This window comes from Pseudomonas protegens (assembly GCF_003363755.1).
Lineage (GTDB): Bacteria > Pseudomonadota > Gammaproteobacteria > Pseudomonadales > Pseudomonadaceae > Aquipseudomonas > Aquipseudomonas danubii.
Genome location: NZ_CP031396.1, coordinates 2559174 through 2576111, shown reverse-complemented (window position 1 = coordinate 2576111; position 16938 = coordinate 2559174). Strand labels below are relative to the sequence as shown.

Genomic DNA, 16938 nt, shown 5'->3' with positions numbered 1-16938 from the left:
CTATCATCGCGGTTTTTGCCGGGGGTTCAGATGGCCAAGGCCAAGCGCATGTACGGCTGCACCGAGTGCGGCTCCACCTTTCCCAAATGGGCCGGGCAATGCGGTGAGTGCGGGGCCTGGAACACCCTGACCGAGACCATGATCGAAAGTGGCGGCGCCGCGGCACCTGCCGGGCGCACCGGCTGGGCCGGGCAGCAGGCGCAGATCAAGACCCTGGCGGAAGTCAGCGTCGAGGAAATCCCGCGTTTCTCCACTGCCTCCGGCGAACTCGACCGGGTGCTGGGCGGTGGCCTGGTGGACGGATCGGTGGTGCTGATCGGCGGCGATCCGGGGATCGGCAAGTCGACCATCCTGCTGCAGACCCTGTGCAACATCGCCACGCGCATGCCGGCCTTGTACGTCACCGGCGAGGAGTCCCAGCAGCAGGTAGCGATGCGCGCCCGGCGGTTGGGCCTGCCCCAGGATCAGTTACGGGTGATGACCGAGACCTGCATCGAAACCATCATCGCCACCGCTCGGGTGGAAAAACCCAAGGTCATGGTGATCGACTCGATCCAGACCATCTTCACCGAACAGCTGCAATCGGCTCCCGGCGGCGTGTCCCAGGTGCGCGAGAGCGCGGCCTTGCTGGTGCGTTACGCCAAGCAGAGCGGCACGGCGATCTTCCTGGTGGGCCACGTGACCAAGGAAGGCGCCCTGGCCGGGCCGCGGGTGCTGGAGCACATGGTCGACACCGTGCTGTATTTCGAGGGCGAGTCCGACGGCCGCCTGCGGTTGCTGCGGGCGGTGAAGAACCGTTTTGGTGCGGTCAACGAGCTGGGTGTGTTCGGCATGACCGACCGCGGTCTGAAGGAGGTGTCCAACCCTTCGGCGATTTTCCTCACACGAGCTCAGGAAGAAGTGCCCGGCAGCGTGGTGATGGCCACCTGGGAAGGCACCCGGCCGATGCTGGTTGAAGTCCAGGCGCTGGTGGATGACAGCCACCTGGCCAATCCGCGCCGGGTCACCCTGGGCCTGGATCAGAACCGCCTGGCCATGCTGCTGGCGGTGCTGCACCGCCACGGCGGGATTCCGACCCATGACCAGGACGTGTTCCTCAACGTGGTGGGTGGGGTCAAGGTGCTGGAAACCGCCTCCGACCTGGCGTTGATGGCCGCCGTGATGTCGAGCTTGCGCAATCGTCCGCTGCCCCATGACTTGCTGGTGTTCGGTGAAGTCGGCCTGTCCGGTGAAGTGCGTCCGGTGCCCAGCGGCCAGGAGCGTTTGAAAGAGGCCGCCAAGCACGGCTTCAAACGGGCCATCGTGCCCAAGGGCAATGCGCCGAAAGAGTCGCCGCCGGGCTTGAAGATCATTGCCGTGACCCGCCTGGAACAGGCGTTGGATGCGCTCTTCGAATAAATCGAGCTGGGCTCTCATGGAAGGAAGCAGGTAATGGGCATGACAAAGTTGAAGGGCTGGTGGCTGGGCCTCAGCCTGCTGTGTGGCAGCGGCTTTGCCGTGGCGCAGCCGAGCGAGGTGCCCGAGGGCTATCGTGTGGCCCAGCAAGTGCTGGTGGGCGATGGTTCGCTGCTGGAGGTGCTGGAGGATGTGCGCATCACGCCGCAACTGCACGCCGACAGCTGGGGCAATGGCTTGGACGCCGACAGCTTTGCCCAGTCCGAGGACGATCACCCGACCACGCCCTTGGGCGCTCAGGTGCGCCTGGTTTCCGACAGCGGCGAGGTGCTGGCGCAGAAGCCCCTGGACTATCCCCTGGCCACGGTGGAAAAGGCGCCGCTCAACGGCCTGCCATCGCCGGCGTTTTTCCTCACTGTCGACCAGACCGCCCCCATGGGCAGCTACAGTGGTCCGGCCACGCAAGTGCTGATGCCGCAGCAGGGTCAGCTGGACTCGGTGCTCTATCTGGGGGAAGGAGGGGAAAGGCAGCCGCTGGTGTTCGCCCAGACTGGCAAGGCGGCGTGGCGGATCGTGCCGTCCCGGGAAGGGGGCACCGAAAGCATCCAGCAGGTGTCATCGGCGTCGACGATGGAGAACGAAGAGTTCATCACCACCTATCGCACCTTCCGTTATGTCGACGGCCAATGGACAGCATCTTCGCGGCAGCAAGCGGGTTACTGGGACACGGAAAGCGACTTTCCCGAAACCGCGCTGTTCCCCTGAACACGGGTGCTTTTGATCAAATACTGATCAGTGCACCCAGTTCCCGCTCCAACTCCTCGGGGTCCCCAAGGTTCAGCTCGATCAACCTCCTGAGGTGTTCGATGGACTCCAGGCCGATGTGCAGGCAGACGAAGCCCAACTGACCGTTATGGTCGTGGGCCAGTTGCACATCCATACGCACGTCGGCATCGAGGCCCAGGTGAACATCGGCTTCGAAGGGGCGGTTGGGATCTCCGAGCCAGGGATCGGGGCGTTCGATCAACAGTCCCTTGAGGGACAGGTCCAGCAGCCGCACCGGCCAGCGGTGGGTGCCTTGACTCAGTTCAGTCGTGGCATCGAAGGCGATGCGTTTGAAGCGTCGGCGTTCGGCGTGTTGCTCGCTCATGGGCTGGCCCTCTGCGTGGTGCACTGACTATAGACCCCGGTTTATGACTGTCGCTACAAAGCCATCGGACCGCAAAAAAAATGCAATGCCGCCGTGCTCGCGGCTTGCCGGACGAATGGGGCTGATTCAGGGTTTTGTGGCGGTGCGCCTTGCGCAGAAAAATGTCCCAAAAAATGCCGCTCATAAGATAAAAGAAGGCTCTAGACCAACGTGGGGGGTGGTCTTTGAGAACAGTAGCGCTACACTCGAAATGCTGTTTTTCTATCCCCCTGGCCGGAATAAAAAAATGAAAAATAATAATAGCCTGCTGCGCCATGTCCCTTGGCTGCTGCTGGCAATCGTAGGAGCGTGCGCCCTCGGCGTAGTTGCATTGCGTCGCGGCGAGGCGATCAACGCCTTGTGGATTGTGGTGGCCGCGGTGGCCATCTATCTGGTGGCGTACCGGTACTACAGTCTGTTCATTGCCAATAATGTGATGCAGCTGGACCCACGTCGGGCCACTCCCGCCGTGCTCAACAATGACGGTCTGGACTATGTGCCGACCAATAAACACATTCTCTTCGGTCACCACTTCGCGGCCATTGCCGGCGCCGGTCCCTTGGTGGGTCCGGTCCTGGCGGCGCAGATGGGCTACCTGCCCGGCACCCTGTGGCTGATCGCCGGGGTGGTCCTGGCCGGTGCGGTTCAGGACTTCATGGTGCTGTTCCTGTCCACCCGACGTAACGGCCGTTCCCTGGGCGACATGGTTCGTGAGGAAATGGGGCGTATTCCCGGCACCATTGCGCTGTTCGGCTGCTTCCTGATCATGATCATCATCCTCGCGGTGCTGGCGCTGATCGTGGTCAAGGCCCTGGCCGAGAGCCCGTGGGGCATCTTCACGGTGATGGCGACCATTCCGATCGCGGTGTTCATGGGCGTGTACATGCGCTACATCCGCCCGGGCCGCATCGGCGAGATTTCGTTGATCGGCGTTCTATTGCTGCTGGGTTCCATCTGGCTGGGGGGGCAGGTGGCCGCCGATCCGGTCTGGGGCAAGATGTTTACCTTCACTGGCATCCAGATCACCTGGATGCTGATCGGCTACGGTTTTGTCGCCGCGGTGCTGCCGGTGTGGCTGATCCTGGCGCCCCGTGACTATCTGTCGACCTTCCTCAAGATCGGTACCATCATCGCCCTGGCGATTGGCATCCTGATCACCATGCCCGAGCTGAAAATGCCGGCCCTGACCCAGTTCACCGATGGCACTGGCCCGGTATGGAAAGGCGGCCTGTTCCCGTTCCTGTTCATCACCATCGCTTGTGGCGCGGTGTCGGGCTTTCATGCGTTGATCTCCTCGGGGACCACGCCCAAGCTGCTGGATAACGAAGCCAATGCCCGCTACATCGGCTACGGCGGCATGCTCATGGAGTCCTTCGTGGCGATCATGGCCATGGTCGCGGCTTCGGTGATCGAGCCTGGCGTTTACTTCGCCATGAACAGCCCGGCGGCCATCGTCGGCGGTGATGTGGTGGCCGTGGCGCAGACTGTCAGCAGTTGGGGTTTTGTCATCAGCCCGGAACAACTGCAGGCGGTGGCCAAGGACATCGGTGAAAACACCATCCTGGCCCGTGCCGGTGGGGCACCGACCCTGGCGGTGGGTATCGCGCAGATCCTCCACCAAGTACTGCCGGGTGAGAACACCATGGCGTTCTGGTACCACTTCGCGATCCTGTTCGAAGCCCTGTTCATTCTGACCGCTGTGGATGCCGGTACCCGTGCCGGTCGTTTCATGCTCCAGGATTTGCTGGGGTCTTTCGTTCCAGCGCTCAAACGCACTGAATCCTGGACCGCCAACCTGATTGCTACCGCCGGTTGCGTGGCCCTGTGGGGCTACCTGCTGTACCAGGGCGTGATCGATCCGCTGGGTGGCATCAACACCTTGTGGCCGCTGTTCGGCATCTCCAACCAGATGCTGGCCGGTATTGCCCTGATGCTGGGCACCGTGGTCCTGATCAAGATGAAGCGCCAGCGCTACATCTGGGTCACCCTGCTGCCGGCTGTCTGGCTGCTGATCTGCACCACGACTGCAGGCTTCATCAAGCTGTTCGACGCCAACCCGGCGATCGGCTTCCTGTCGCTGGCGAAGAAATACAGCGATGCGATGGCCAATGGTCAGATCCTCGCTCCGGCCAAGGACATCACGCAGATGCAGCACGTGATCTTCAACGCCTACACCAACGCGACCCTGACTGCCTTGTTCCTGCTGGTGGTGTTCAGCATCCTGTTCTACGCGCTCAAGGTCGGTATCGCGGCTTGGGGCAGCAAGGAACGTACGGATAAAGAGTCGCCCTACCAGGCTGTGCCTGACGCGTAACCCGAGGATTGCAAGCATGTTCAATGACCTGAGTCGCCTCGGTAAATACCTCGGTCAGGCCGCGCGCCTGATGGTCGGCATGCCCGACTACGACAACTACGTCGAGCATATGCAAACCAAGCACCCGGACAAGCCGGTGATGTCGTACGAGGCGTTCTTCCGTGAACGCCAGGAGGCCCGGTACGGCGGCAAGGGCGGTCCGAAGTGCTGTTGAAGTACAGCGTGTAAGCCACACCCATGTAGGAGCCGGCTGCTCGGCGATAGCGCTCTGATTGACGCCATCGTCGGCCAGCCGGCTCCTACGTTTTTATGCGTGGGAGATCCTGTTTTGCAAAATCCTATTCCCGTCACCGTGCTCAGCGGTTTCCTCGGCGCCGGCAAGACCACTTTGTTGCGTCATCTGCTCAAGGCCGAGCACGGTTTGAAGATCGCCGTGATCGAGAATGAGTTCAGTGATGCCGGTATCGACACCCAGCTGCTGGGGGACGAGCCGGTCCAGGTCATGACCCTGTCCAATGGCTGTGTCTGCTGCACCATCCACACCGACCTGACCAAGGCCCTGTATCTGCTGCTGGAGCGCCTGGACAGTGGCGAGATCGCCTTTGATCGACTGGTGATCGAGTGCACCGGATTGGCCGACCCGGCTCCGGTGGCGCAGACCTTTTTCATTGATGAAGAGTTGCGTGAGCGCTACATCCTCGACGGCATCATCACCCTGGTGGATGCCAAGCACGCCGAGTTCCACCTGACCCAGACCATCGCCCAGGCGCAGATCGGCTTTGCCGACCGGCTGCTGGTGAGCAAGCGCGACCTGGTGGATGAGCAGACCTTCGAGGCCCTCAGCCAGCGCCTGACGCGGATCAACCGCCGGGCGCCGATTCGCCTGGTGGAGCACGGCCGGATCGATCTGGCGGAACTGCTGGATGTGCGGGGCTTCAACTTGAATGCTGATCTGGGCGGCGGCATCAGCTTGCGTCCGGTGAGCCCGGCACCCTCGGTGGATCGGATTTCCAGCCTGGTGCTGCGCACTGAACAGGCCCTGGATCTGGATCGCCTCAGCGAGTTCATGAATGAGCTGCTGGAGGATCATGGCAAGCAATTGTTGCGTTACAAGGGCGTGCTGAACGTGATCGACGAGCCACGGCGCATGGTGTTCCAGGGCGTGCTCAAGCTTTACGGCTTCGACTGGGATACCGAATGGGCTGAGGGCGAGGCGCGGGAGAGTGTGATGGTGTTCATTGCCGACGATCTGCCGGAAGAGAAGATCCGGCAGGGCTTCGAGAAGATGCTGGGGGGCTGAAGTCCTCGCTGGCCAGCCGACTCCTACAGGTCGGCGGGCGCTGTGCCTAGCAGGCGTTGTTCCAGGTGATCCAGGTGGCGGTTCATCAGGGCTTCGGCCTTTTCGACGTCAGCCGCCTGTAGCGCATCGATGATCGTCGCGTGCTCTTGCCAGGCGCAGCAGTGGCGGGCGCGGCCTTCAAACTGGGCGATGGCCAGGGAGGTCAGCGGCACCAGGCTGCCGAGAAACTGCGCCAGTGGGGCGTTGCCGGCCACTTCAGCCAGTTGCAGGTGGAACTCCCCGGACAGGCGGATGGCCGGGCCGCGTTGGTCGCGCTCAATGGCTTCACGTTCCCGGGCGATCAACTGTCGCAGGGACTGCAGCTGGCGCCGGGGTTGCTGGCAGGCCAGGCGCACCAGGGTGATTTCCGTCAGGCGCCGGGCGTGCAGGATCTGCCGGGTCTGCTCCAGGTCAGGAGCCGCGACCTGGGGGCGGTAATTGGGCCGCAGGATCACCACTTGCTGGTGGGACAAGCGCGCCAGGACCTGGCGGATGATGCTGCGGCTGACGCCGAAGGCCTGCCCGAGGCTGTCTTCGGTGAAGCGGCTGCCGGGTGCGATGCGCTGTTCGAGAATGGCGTCGAAGATCTGTGGATAGACATCATCGACCAGCAGTTTTTTTTCGCCGCACTGACGCCGAGGCAGGCTGGCCACCAGGGTGAAGGGGTTGTTTTTCAGGGCGTAGCTGACCATGGCCTGTCTCCAGTCCAGTTGCTGACTCGGGGGTTGATTACAGGGCGTTGGAGCCCAGGTGATCGTCCGGAATATTCAGTTCGATGCCCATGCGCTGGCCTTCCTGGAGGATGTGCCGACGCATCTCGGCGCTGGCCAGGGCGCTGTTCTTGTTGCGGATCGCCCGCACCACGGCTTCATTTTCTTCCAGGCGTTCGGCCAGGTGCTCCGGCGAATTGCGCAGGATCTGCGCACTTTGCTTGAGGGCATTGCTGGTCTGTTGCACCACGTTCTGGAAGATCGGGTTGCTGGTCAGGGTGAACAGTTCCTCGTGGAAGGCGATGTAGGCATTGACCCCGGCTTCGCTGTCATTGGCCTCCAGGGCTTCGCGCATGTCCATGAGGGTCAGGCGCAGCTGGCCGACTTCCTTGCTGCTGATGGATTGCGCCACCAGCCCGACGATGAAGGGCTCCAGGGTGTAGCGCAGTTGCAGCACGTCCTCGAGGCTGGCGCCGGCCACGCTGCGCTCGGCACCTTGGGCTTCGCTCTGGGGCGCATCCAGCACCACCACGCCCTTGCCAGGCATGGAGCGCACCAGGCCCAGGGTTTCCAGGACGATCACCGCTTCGCGCAGGCTGGGGCGGCTGATGCCCAGTTGCTCGGCCAATTCACGTTGCCCGGGCAGCATGTCGCCGGAGCGCCACTGGCCTCGGGCAAGGGCCGCCCGGAGCTTTTCTACCACTGAATTCACAACCGTTGACGAGCTGATCACTGTTGACTCCATGAGCTATCGGTAGCGCGCTGTTGCCGCGCTGATTGTTGTGCCTGCCGTCGGCAGGCACAAGGTTGGATCAAAATTCCTGCTGGTGGGCACCGGCCACCGGTTTTCGCGCCTGGAAGGTATAGCCCTGTTGACCACTGAGCACCTTGTTGGCCCGTTGCACGTCGATGTCCTTTTCCCAGCGGGCGATGGCCACGGTGGCCACGCAGTTGCCGATCAGATTGGTCAGGGCGCGACCGATGCCCATGAACCAGTCCACGGCCAGCACCAGCACCAGGCCCACCACCGGAATTGCCGGGATCGCGGTCAGGGTCGCGGCCAGGATCACCAGGGCTGAACCGGGAATGCCATGGGCGCCCTTGGAGGTGATCAGCGACACCAGGAGGATGGTCAACAGGTCCGACATGGACAACGGCGTACCGGTGGCATTGGCGATGAAGACGATGGCCAGGGTCAGGTAGATGGAGAAACCATCCAGGTTGAACGAGTAGCCGGTTGGAATCACTAGGCCCACGGTGGAGCTGCCAATGCCCAGGTGCTCCAGCTTGCGCATGATCTGCGGCAGGACGGCGTCGGAGGAGGCGGTGCCGAGAACGATCAGCAACTCTTCGCGCAGGTATTTGAGGAAGGGCAGCATGCGCAGGCCCGACAGGCGCATGACCAGGCCGAGGATCAGCGCGACGAAGGCGACGCAGGTCAGGTAGAACAGGCCCACCAGGCTGCCCAGGTGCTGCAGCGAATCCAGACCGTATTTGCTGGTGGTGAAGGCGATGGCGCCGAACACGCCGATGGGCGCCAGGCGCACGATCATGCCCATGATGCGGAAGATCACGTGGCTCAGTTCATTGATCAGCCGGGAGATGCCGGAGGCGGCTTCGCCCACCAGGTTCAGGGCACTGCCGAACAGCACCGAGAACAGCAGCACCTGGAGGATATTGTTCTCGGCAAAGGCGCCGATCACCGAGGTGGGGATCAGGTCCATGAGGAACTGGGTGGTGGTGTGCATGTGCTGGCCGCGTTGAGCGATATCGCCCATGTCGGCGGTGGACAGCTGCTCCAGGTGAATATTGGCGCCGCTGCCGATGCCGGTGCTGAAGGCCATGACCAGGCCGATCACCAGGGCGATGGTGGTGAGGATCTCGAAGTAGATCACTGATTTGAGGCCGATGCGGCCGACCTTCTTCAGGTCGCCGGCGCCGGAGATGCCGCTGACCACCACGCAGAACACGATCAGGCCGATGAGCATCTTGATCAGCTTGATGAAGCCGTCGCCCAGTGGTTTGAGTTGTGAGGAGTATTCGGGGAGGGTGAGGCCGCAGACGATGCCAAGCATCAGTCCGAGCACAACCTGGAGGAAAATCGAACGCGAGCACCATCTGAGCATGGGGAGGAATCCTGGTCGGTGTCCTGTCTGCCGTGTGCGGGAGAGCACAGCGGATGGAGGACTTAATTATTGTGGTCTTACCGGTATGTCCAGTGCAGGCGCAGTCTACGCTCGGGTTTTATGGGTTTACAAGAGGCTGAACGAAAATTGGCTTTACCGGTCTGACCAGTGGTTTTTCCTTCCCTGGCCACTGTAGCCGCTGCCGTAGGTTGCGATCGGCCGGGACGGCCGCCCGAGTATCTTGCGTTCGCAAGACCTCGCAGGCTCCTTTCAGCGCCTGGTGCGGCGGCCATCCAGGCACAAAAAAGCCCGGCGCTGGGCCGGGCTTTTTCTGTTGCGGTCTGCGGGCTGATTAAGCGCCGTATACCGGCAGCTTCTTGCAGATGGCCTTGACCTTCTCACGCACGGCGTCGATCACCGCTTCGTTGGACAGGTCCGCCAGGATGTCGCAGATCCAGCCGGCCAGTTCCTTGCACTCGGCTTCCTTGAAGCCACGGGTGGTCACGGCCGGTGTACCGAAGCGCAGGCCGGAGGTGACGAACGGGGAACGTGGGTCGTTAGGCACGGAGTTCTTGTTCACGGTGATGAACGCTTTGCCCAGAGCGGCGTCGGCGTCTTTACCGGAGATGTCCTGCTTGATCAGCGACAGCAGGAACAGGTGGTTCTTGGTACCACCGGAAACCACGTCGAAACCGCGTGCGATGAACACTTCGGCCATGGCTTGGGCGTTCTTCACCACTTGTTCCTGATAGGCCTTGAACTCAGGCTGCAGCGCTTCCTTGAAGCAGATCGCTTTAGCGGCGATCACGTGCTCCAGCGGGCCACCCTGGGCGCCCGGGAATACTGCGGAGTTCAGCTTCTTCTCGATGTCGGCGTTGGCGCGAGCCAGGATCAGGCCGCCACGTGGACCGCGCAGGGTCTTGTGGGTGGTGGTGGTGACCACGTCGGCGAATGGTACTGGGTTCGGGTAGACGCCAGCGGCGACCAGACCGGCCACGTGGGCCATGTCGACGAACAGGTAGGCACCGACCTTGTCAGCGATTTCGCGGAAACGCGGGAAGTCGAGGATCTGCGAGTAGGCGGAGAAACCGGCCACGATCATTTTCGGCTTGTGCTCAAGGGCCAGGCGCTCGACTTCGTCGTAGTCGATCAGGCCGTTGGCGTCGATGCCGTACTGAACAGCGTTGTACAGCTTGCCGGAGGAGGAAACGGCAGCACCGTGGGTCAGGTGACCGCCGTGGGCCAGGCTCATGCCCAGGATGGTGTCGCCGCCTTGCAGCAGGGCCAGGTAGACCGCTGCGTTGGCTTGGGAGCCGGCGTGTGGCTGGACGTTGGCGTAGTCGGCGCCGAACAGCTCCTTGGCGCGATCAATGGCCAGTTGCTCAACCACGTCGACGTATTCGCAACCGCCGTAGTAGCGCTTGCCTGGGTAGCCTTCGGCGTATTTGTTGGTCAGTACCGAGCCTTGAGCTTCCATCACCGCTGGGCTGGTGTAGTTTTCCGAAGCGATCAGCTCAATGTGCTCTTCCTGACGCTGAGCTTCTTGCTCCATGGCGGCAAAGAGATCGGCGTCGTACTTGGCAATAGTCAAATCACGGCTGAACATGGCGGTCCTCAAGGATCGGGGGCAGAAAGGGGAGGCATTCTAACCCAATGGGTTTTAGATGGCATATGAAAGGACATCATGTCGCAGACAAGTGGCCTTCACGTAGTACGTGATCTCTCGTAGGAGCTGGCTTGCCAGCGAAGAGGCCCCTGAATCGCCTTCGCCGGCAAGCCGGCTCCTACGTACGCGGGGGTTAGTCGAACATGAACAGCGCGTCGTTGCTGAACTGCGCTTCGAAGCGGTTGGCTGGCATCGGCCGGCCGAACAGGTAGCCCTGGACCTCGTCGCAGCCGTGTTCGCGCAGGAACTCCAGCTGCTCGTGGGTTTCCACGCCCTCGGCGATTACCGCCAGGTTCAGGCTGTGGGCCATGGCGATAATGGCGCGGGCGATCTGCGCATCCTGCTCGCCGGACGGCAGGCCGTCGACGAAGGTGCGGTCGATCTTCAGCACGTCGATGGGGAACTGCTTGAGGTAGTTCAGCGATGAATAACCGGTGCCGAAGTCGTCCACCGCGATGCTCAGGCCCAGATTCTTCAGGCCGTCGAGAATCTGCATCGCCTCGCTGACTTCGCGCATCAGGATACTTTCGGTGAGCTCCAGCTCCAGGCACGCCGGCGGCAGGCCGGTGTCCTTGAGGATGGTGGCGATGCGCATGCCCAGCTGGCCGTCGGAGAACTGCCGCGCGGAAATGTTCACCGAGACCTTCGGCACCCGCACCTTGGCCTGGTGCCAGGACTTGAGCTGGCGGCAGGCTTCGCTGATTACCCAGTCGCCCACATCCACCACCAGGCCCAGTTCTTCCAGGACCGGAATGAAGTCGCCCGGCGGCACCAGCCCGCGGCGCGGATGACGCCAGCGCAGCAGCGCCTCGGCACCGGTCAGGCGTTTGCCGTCGCCGCTGAACTGCGGCTGGTAATAGAGCACGAACTCTTCCTGTTCCAGGGCGTGGCGCAGGTCGCTTTCCAGCTCCAGGCGCTCCAGGGCACTGGCGTTCATGTCGGCCTGGTAGAACTGGAAGTTGTTCTTGCCGCGCTCCTTGGCGTGGTACATCGCGGTGTCGGCGTTCTTCATCAGCTGGCTCAGTTCTTTGCCGTCCTGAGGGCTCAGGGCGATGCCGATACTGGCGGTGACGAAGAACTCCCGACCTTCGAGGACGAAGGGCTTGACCAGGCTGGCGAGGATCTTCTCGGCCACATTGATGGCCCGGTTCAGGGCAATCTCGCGGCTGGCGCGCGGTTGCAGGAGCAGGGTGAATTCGTCGCCACCCATGCGCGCCACGGTGTCGTCATCGTCGACGCAACCCAACAGGCGGGTGGCCATTTCCTTGAGCATGCGATCGCCCGCCGCGTGGCCCAGGGAGTCGTTGATCGGCTTGAAACGGTCCAGATCGAGGAACATCAGCACCACCCAGGACTTCTGCCGCTCCGCCGATTGCAGCGCGGTGTGCAGACGGTCCTGGAACAGGGTGCGGTTGGGCAGGTGGGTCAGGGCGTCGTAGTAGGCCAGGCGGTGAATCCGCTGTTCACTGGCCTTGCGCTCGCTGATGTCGCTGAAGAAGCACACGTAGCTGGCCAGGTCGCCTTCATCGTCGAGCACTGCAGTGATGCCGACCCAGGCCGGGTAGTGCTCGCCATTGCGGCGCTTGAGCCAGACTTCGCCTTCCCAGCTGCTGTGCTGGTGCAACTGCTTGAGCACATAACGCAGGTGGGCTTCCTGCTGGTCGTCGACGGTGAGCATGTTCGGCAACTGGTCAAGCACCTGGGACACCGCGTAGCCGCTGACCCGGCTGAAGGCTTCGTTGGCCTGGACGATGTAGCCGGCGGGGTCGGTGATCAGGATCGCCGAGGTCGAGTGCTCGAATACCGTGGCCGCCATGCGCAGGTCTTTTTCCGCCCGGCGTTGCTGGCTGATATCGCGGCCAACCCCGAGTACGCCCTCGAAGGCGCCGTGTTCGTCCCACACCAGGACCAGGCGCAGTTCGATGGGGATCTTGCGCCCATCGGCTCGCAGGCAGTCGAACAGGAACAGCTGGGTCTGCACCTGGCTGCGCAACTGCGCCAGTTGCTCGGGCTTGTCCAGGGCCTTGCTGACCCGGTCCATCAGGGTGTAGATGCCGGCCAGTTGCTGTGGGTTGGCGATGGTGGACTGCCAGCCATTCTGGAAGATCCACTCCACGTCGTAGCCGAGCACCGCATGCACCGAGGGGCTGACGTAGTTCAGCGACAGCTTGTTGTCAGTGGAGAAGATCACGTCGCTGATGCTTTCGGCGAGCATGCGGTAGCGCTGTTCGCTGTCACGCAGCGACTCGCTGGCCTCGATCTGGTCGGTGATGTCCTTGGCCACGCCGATGATTCGCGTCACCTGGTCGTAGCGATCCCGGGCCAGGGCCTGTTCGCGGATCTCGAAGCGCCGCCACTGGCCGCTGCGGTGGCGGAAGCGCAGTTGGCATTGCAGGAGCTGGGCGTAGGCCGAGTGGCGCTGTTCCTGGCGCAGGCGGTGATAGAGGTCGGCGTCTTCCGGGTGCAGGAGGATTTCCCAGAAGTACTCGCCCATCTGGTGCAGTTCGGTCTTGTTGTAGCCGAGGGTCTGGCCCAGGTGGTGGTTGCTGAAGATCATCCGCTGGCTGATCACGTCCTGCACATACAGGTGATCGGGCACGGTGCGCACCACGTCCGACCAGAAACCTTCGCGCTCCAGCAGCGACAGCTCGATCAGCTTGCGGCTGGTGATGTCGCTGATGCTGAGGATCACGGCGCTGTAATCCTCTGTCGCTTCCGGCAGGCGCAGTACCAGCCATAGATGCTGGTCATTGCCCTGGGCGTCGCTGAGCTTGATCTCCAGTTCCAACTGTTTCTGCTGGTTGACCACGGCTTCCAGTAACTGGCCGCCGATGGCGTTGCCGTTCTTCGGGCAGCCTTCGATCAGTAGTTGCCAGGCCTGGTCGCTGGATTCGACATTGAGCAGGCGCAGCGCCACCTGATTGACTTCGGTGATGCGCAATTCTTTCAGCAACTGGCGAGGGTGGTCCGGATGGCTGGTTTGCCAGCGCTTGAGCTGCTCGCTGTTGTGTAAATGGTGTTGGCCGAGCAGCTCCGGGAGCCCGGAGATATCCAGGACGCAGAGGGCGACCCCTGTGCCCTCGAAAATATCCTGATAGCGTCGCCGGCCCTCGTGGAGCTGGCGTTGGCGCCGACGCATGTTGAGCAGGGCAATCACCGGCAGCAGGGAGAACGCCAGGCCCAGCAGGCACTTGCCGATAAAGGCCGGCAGCAGTTCCTCGATCACCGCCCGTTGGTCGAACAGCCCGCGCAGTTGCCAGTCGCTATTGTTCAAAGGCACCAGCAGCACACTGCTGGCCATCTCGTCGGGGGCCAGCATGCCTGGGGTCGGGGCGCTGCGTTCATCGCGCTTGATCACCTGTCGGCTCAGGCGATTCTCGATCACCCAAGTCGGCTTGAAACCTTCCTCGCTTTGCCGCACCAGGGTCTGCAGGAAACTGGGGGACATGCGCAGTACCCAGAAACTGCGAGTCGAGCCACTGGCCTGGTGCAGCAAGACATGCACCACTGAACCGTCGGCAGGATTGCTGTAGTAATAGCGCTGGGAACGGCTGCGCTGGACCAGTTCGGCGAGCCAGAGAGCATCCTGGCTGTCGGCGGCACTGTCGCTGAGGATCTGCCCCTGGCTGTCCAGCAGGGCGAAACTGCGGACGTCCGGCAGGGAGCGCTGGAGCTTTTGCAGCAGTTGCTGTTGTTGCTGGCTGTCTTGGGGGGCTTCGACGGTCGGTAGCAGATTGAGGGCGATCTGGGCATTGAGCGCCAGGTTCAGGCTCAGGTGGTCGGCCAGATCGGCGCTGTAGTCGATGGCGTGCTGGCGCTGGTCCTTGCGGGTTTGCTGCAGTTGATCGAGCAGTTGCCAGAACAACAGGGCCAGGAGCAATAGCACCAGCGTCGCCAGTGCGCCTTTGAGTGTGCCCCGCAAAGGAAGGGCCGACGCGGAGGCTTTAGCGCGCGCGGGCTGTGGCGAAATGACGTTGGACAAGCTGTGATCCTGCGGTTTGGCTGGGCTGGCGCGACGTGCACTATAAGCCGGACGCCCGAAGGGCGGCTAGCATGCCTTGAGTTGTGGCAAAGTGCCAGTCCCGCTTGGCTGGACCTGGATCGTGCATTGAGGTAGTTTTGCCGGTTACGCGGGAGCGTTCCAGCTCCAAACAATCAGGCTTTTTCCGCCCGTCGGTATTGATCATGGTCAATGCCGGTGCCGCGCATGGCCTGGCCCGGGCCCGGCCCGTTCTATTCATCTGTCACTGACGCTAGGTTCACCATGGCTCAATACGTCTTCACCATGCATCGGCTGGGCAAAGTTGTTCCGCCGAAGCGGGAAATCCTGAAAAACATCTCCCTGTCTTTTTTCCCCGGCGCCAAGATCGGCGTACTGGGCCTCAACGGTTCGGGTAAGTCCACGCTGCTGAAAATCATGGCCGGCGTCGATACCGAGTTCGAAGGTGAAGCCCGTCCGATGCCGGACCTGAACATCGGCTACCTGCCTCAGGAACCGCAACTGGATCCAACCAAGACTGTGCGTGAAGTGGTCGAGGAAGCGGTGAGCGTGATCAAGGACGCCCAGGCACGCCTGGACGAAGTCTACGCCGCCTACGCCGAGCCGGATGCCGATTTCGACAAGCTGGCCGCCGAGCAGGCCAAGCTGGAAGCCATCCTGCAAGCCAGCGACGGTCATAACCTGGAGCGCCAGCTGGAAGTGGCCGCCGACGCCCTGCGCCTGCCGGCCTGGGACGCCAAGGTCGAGCACCTGTCCGGTGGTGAAAAGCGTCGTGTGGCCCTGTGCCGCCTGCTGCTGTCCGCCCCCGACATGCTGCTGCTCGACGAGCCAACCAACCACCTGGATGCCGATTCCGTGGCCTGGCTGGAACACTTCCTCCACGACTTCCCAGGCACCGTGGTCGCGATTACGCACGACCGTTACTTCCTGGACAACGTCGCCGGTTGGATTCTCGAACTCGACCGCGGCGCCGGTATTCCTTACGAGGGCAACTATTCGGGTTGGCTGGAAGCCAAGTCCGCGCGTCTGGCCCAGGAATCCAAGCAGCAGTCGGCCCATGAAAAGGCCATGAAGGAAGAGCTGGAGTGGGTGCGCAAAGGCGCCAAGGCCCGCCAGTCGAAATCCAAGGCTCGTCTGCAACGCTTCGAGGAAATGCAGTCCCAGGAATTCCAGAAGCGCAGCGAAACCAACGAGATCTATATCCCGGCCGGTCCGCGCCTGGGTGACAAGGTCATCGAGTTCAAGAACGTCACCAAGGGCTACGGCGATCGCGTGCTGATCGACAACCTGTCGTTCTCCATGCCCAAAGGCGCCATTGTCGGCGTGATCGGTGGTAACGGTGCCGGTAAATCGACCCTGTTCCGCATGCTAATGGGCAAGGAAACCCCGGATTCGGGCAGCATCGAGATCGGTGAAACCGTGCAGCTTGCCTGTGTGGATCAGAGCCGTGAGGACCTGGACGGCAGCAAGACCGTGTTCCAGCAGATTTCCGACGGTTCCGACCAGATCCGCATTGGTAACTACGAGATCCCGTCGCGTACCTACGTCGGTCGCTTCAACTTCAAGGGTGGCGACCAGCAGAAGTTCGTCAAGGACCTGTCCGGTGGTGAGCGTGGCCGTCTGCACCTGGCCCTGACCCTGAAAGAGGGCGGCAACGTCCTGCTGCTCGACGAACCGTCCAACGACCTCGACGTCGAAACCTTGCGTTCCCTGGAAGAAGCCCTGCTGGACTTCCCGGGCGCCGCCATCGTGATTTCCCACGATCGGTGGTTCCTGGACCGGGTGGCCACTCACATCCTGGCGTACGAAGACGATTCGCAAGCGGTGTTCTTCGAAGGCAACTACACCGAGTACGAAGCCGATCGCAAGAAGCGCCTGGGCGAAGCCGCAGCGCAACCGCACCGTGTGCGGCACAAGAAGCTGGCCTGATCGGCTCGCTGCTTGAAAAAAACGGAGCCTTCGGGCTCCGTTTTTTTTGTTCGCCGGTAAGTCGGCGCCTAGAAAAATACTGCCGTTGCAGTAGGCGTCGGCTGACCGGCGAAGGGTTTTCTGCGGCTCCCCAAAAACGTGCAGGCCATGCAATTTGTGCCACCAAATCCGTGCACAAAATCCCTGGAAATCGTCGTCATTTATATCTAATGCACCATTTAAATTCATATCTGCGACATTTTGCGCTGTCGCGGTGCGAGTTGAATTGAT

Annotated in this window: 12 protein-coding genes; 6 read left to right on the top strand and 6 right to left on the bottom strand. The window is 62.1% G+C overall.

Annotation, left to right across the window (positions count from 1 at the left end):
• The first annotated feature begins 30 nt into the window (after positions 1 to 30).
• Complete coding sequence (radA, locus tag DWF74_RS11440; protein WP_025129215.1) at positions 31 to 1398, top strand: DNA repair protein RadA; 1368 nt, start codon at positions 31 to 33, stop codon at positions 1396 to 1398.
• Positions 1399 to 1431: 33 nt separating this feature from the next.
• Entirely contained in the window at positions 1432 to 2160 is a 729-nt protein-coding gene (locus tag DWF74_RS11435; RefSeq protein WP_371826210.1) for a hypothetical protein, read from the top strand.
• 16 nt (positions 2161 to 2176) lie between these two features.
• Here DWF74_RS11435 and DWF74_RS11430 read toward each other — a convergent pair whose 3' ends face one another.
• A complete protein-coding gene (locus DWF74_RS11430; RefSeq protein WP_115580976.1) occupies positions 2177 to 2545 on the bottom strand; it encodes a PilZ domain-containing protein in 369 nt (122 codons plus the stop codon).
• Between the two features lie 286 nt (positions 2546 to 2831).
• Here DWF74_RS11430 and DWF74_RS11425 point away from each other — a divergent pair, with 286 nt between their 5' ends.
• From DWF74_RS11425 to yjiA, 3 genes are all read left to right on the top strand, one after another.
• Complete coding sequence (locus tag DWF74_RS11425; protein ID WP_102865428.1) at positions 2832 to 4898, top strand: carbon starvation CstA family protein; 2067 nt, start codon at positions 2832 to 2834, stop codon at positions 4896 to 4898.
• Positions 4899 to 4914: 16 nt separating this feature from the next.
• Positions 4915 to 5112 carry a YbdD/YjiX family protein gene (locus DWF74_RS11420; protein WP_007937254.1) on the top strand — a complete coding sequence of 66 codons (198 nt, stop codon included), beginning with the start codon at positions 4915 to 4917 and terminating at the stop codon, positions 5110 to 5112.
• A 114-nt stretch (positions 5113 to 5226) separates the two neighbouring features.
• Positions 5227 to 6198, top strand: a complete 972-nt coding sequence (gene yjiA / locus DWF74_RS11415) for a GTPase (RefSeq protein WP_102865429.1) — start codon at positions 5227 to 5229, stop codon at positions 6196 to 6198.
• Positions 6199 to 6221: 23 nt separating this feature from the next.
• Here yjiA and DWF74_RS11410 read toward each other — a convergent pair whose 3' ends face one another.
• The 5 genes from DWF74_RS11410 to DWF74_RS11390 form a co-directional block, all read right to left on the bottom strand.
• The gene (locus DWF74_RS11410; RefSeq protein ID WP_102865430.1) at positions 6222 to 6929 is read right to left on the bottom strand and encodes a GntR family transcriptional regulator; all 708 of its coding nucleotides are present in this window, start codon (positions 6927 to 6929) and stop codon (positions 6222 to 6224) included.
• 37 nt (positions 6930 to 6966) lie between these two features.
• Positions 6967 to 7680, bottom strand: a complete 714-nt coding sequence (locus tag DWF74_RS11405) for a FadR/GntR family transcriptional regulator (RefSeq protein ID WP_102865431.1) — start codon at positions 7678 to 7680, stop codon at positions 6967 to 6969.
• A 79-nt stretch (positions 7681 to 7759) separates the two neighbouring features.
• Positions 7760 to 9073, bottom strand: coding sequence for a C4-dicarboxylate transporter DctA (locus DWF74_RS11400; RefSeq protein ID WP_102882270.1), 1314 nt, complete (start codon positions 9071 to 9073; stop codon positions 7760 to 7762).
• A gap of 352 nt (positions 9074 to 9425) precedes the next feature.
• Complete coding sequence (glyA, locus tag DWF74_RS11395) at positions 9426 to 10679, bottom strand: serine hydroxymethyltransferase (protein ID WP_102865433.1); 1254 nt, start codon at positions 10677 to 10679, stop codon at positions 9426 to 9428.
• A gap of 193 nt (positions 10680 to 10872) precedes the next feature.
• Positions 10873 to 14721 (bottom strand): sensor domain-containing protein, encoded by a 3849-nt coding sequence (locus DWF74_RS11390; protein WP_115580975.1) that lies wholly within the window; start codon positions 14719 to 14721, stop codon positions 10873 to 10875.
• Positions 14722 to 15003: 282 nt separating this feature from the next.
• On the opposite strand from DWF74_RS11390, the gene ettA reads away from it, so the two are divergent.
• Complete coding sequence (ettA, locus tag DWF74_RS11385) at positions 15004 to 16668, top strand: energy-dependent translational throttle protein EttA (RefSeq protein ID WP_092309880.1); 1665 nt, start codon at positions 15004 to 15006, stop codon at positions 16666 to 16668.
• The last annotated feature ends 270 nt before the right edge of the window (positions 16669 to 16938 follow it).

Excerpts from the sequence above, each read along its gene's own strand:
- radA (WP_025129215.1), top strand. The coding sequence starts at position 31 with ATGGCCAAGGCCAAGCGCATGTACGGCTGCACCGAGTGCGGCTCCACC.
- DWF74_RS11435 (WP_371826210.1), top strand. The coding sequence starts at position 1,432 with ATGGGCATGACAAAGTTGAAGGGCTGGTGGCTGGGCCTCAGCCTGCTG.
- DWF74_RS11430 (WP_115580976.1), bottom strand. The coding sequence starts at position 2,545 with ATGAGCGAGCAACACGCCGAACGCCGACGCTTCAAACGCATCGCCTTC.
- DWF74_RS11425 (WP_102865428.1), top strand. The coding sequence starts at position 2,832 with ATGAAAAATAATAATAGCCTGCTGCGCCATGTCCCTTGGCTGCTGCTG.
- DWF74_RS11420 (WP_007937254.1), top strand. The coding sequence starts at position 4,915 with ATGTTCAATGACCTGAGTCGCCTCGGTAAATACCTCGGTCAGGCCGCG.
- DWF74_RS11410 (WP_102865430.1), bottom strand. The coding sequence starts at position 6,929 with ATGGTCAGCTACGCCCTGAAAAACAACCCCTTCACCCTGGTGGCCAGC.
- DWF74_RS11400 (WP_102882270.1), bottom strand. The coding sequence starts at position 9,073 with ATGCTCAGATGGTGCTCGCGTTCGATTTTCCTCCAGGTTGTGCTCGGA.
- glyA (WP_102865433.1), bottom strand. The coding sequence starts at position 10,679 with ATGTTCAGCCGTGATTTGACTATTGCCAAGTACGACGCCGATCTCTTT.
- ettA (WP_092309880.1), top strand. The coding sequence starts at position 15,004 with ATGGCTCAATACGTCTTCACCATGCATCGGCTGGGCAAAGTTGTTCCG.